At 63.9% G+C, this 965-nt stretch carries 1 protein-coding gene; it reads right to left on the bottom strand.

Annotated features, from left to right (window positions below; genetic code table 11):
• The coding region (locus BN1119_RS14755) for a T1SS-143 repeat domain-containing protein (RefSeq protein WP_041999559.1) at positions 1–965 on the bottom strand (965 nt) is incomplete at both ends.

Raw genomic sequence — 965 nt, 5'->3', positions numbered from 1 at the left:
GAGACCCTGTCCCCGTCCTTGTCGGTCAGGGTCACGGTCAGCGGCAGGTCGAGGGACTCGCTGCCCTGGTGATCCAGCTCGGCGCTCAGGGTCACCTTGGCCGTGACGCTCCAGTCGCCGTTGGTTTCCACCAGGCTCAGCTCGGCCCGCAGCACCTCGCGACCATCGGCGCTGGTGCCCACCAGCTCCCCGTTGGCATCCAGGGTGAAAGTCACCGGGCTGCCGTGGCTGCTGTATTTGCCATCCAGGCTGCCTTGAATGGCCGCGAGATCGAATTTGAGGCTATCGGGCGCCAAGGCATCGGCACCGTGGCTCACGGTGAAGCTCATATTGCTCACCAGGGCGCCATCCCCCTGGTTCGCCTCCGTCATCTCGGTGCCGGTCACGGCGCTGATGACAGGATTGGCCCCATCGCCGATGGCGACGGTCAGGGTGGAGGAGACGGTGTCGCCATCAGAATCGGTCAGGGTGAAGCCCGCCTTGAGCAGGCTGTCCGCACTGCCCTGATCCAGCGGTTGGTTCAATGTGAAGACGTAGTGGCCTTTCTGATCCAGCGTCAGGGTAAACACGTTCTGGCCGTTGACCGCGCCGCTGATGCTGTTGCCGCTGATGCTGATGACAACAGGCTGACCGCCGCTGGTAAGCCCCTGCAGGCCCGGCTGGCTGGCATCGAAGCTGATGCCGGCAAGGGGATCGCTACCTGCGGTGATATTGAGATCCCCGGACAGGGTCTGGGCAGCGCTCCAGTCGCTGTCCTCCACCAGGGTGAGGGAGACGGGGTCGACCTGGGGCAGCACGCCGTCGGTGATCTGGATGTTGAGGGTGCCAAGATTGCTCTTGTCCCCGTCAAAGTCGGTGCCCACTACCTGCAATCCCAGGTTGACGCTGTTGGTGCTGACCGGTTGATCCAGCACGCCGTCAAGCACCACCTGGTACTTGCCATCCAGCCCCAGGGTCACGGTCAG

This window comes from Aeromonas bivalvium, assembly GCF_000819765.1.
Lineage (GTDB): Bacteria > Pseudomonadota > Gammaproteobacteria > Enterobacterales > Aeromonadaceae > Aeromonas > Aeromonas bivalvium.
Note: the sequence above shows the minus strand (reverse complement) of the source record. Positions and strands in the feature narration are given on the sequence as shown.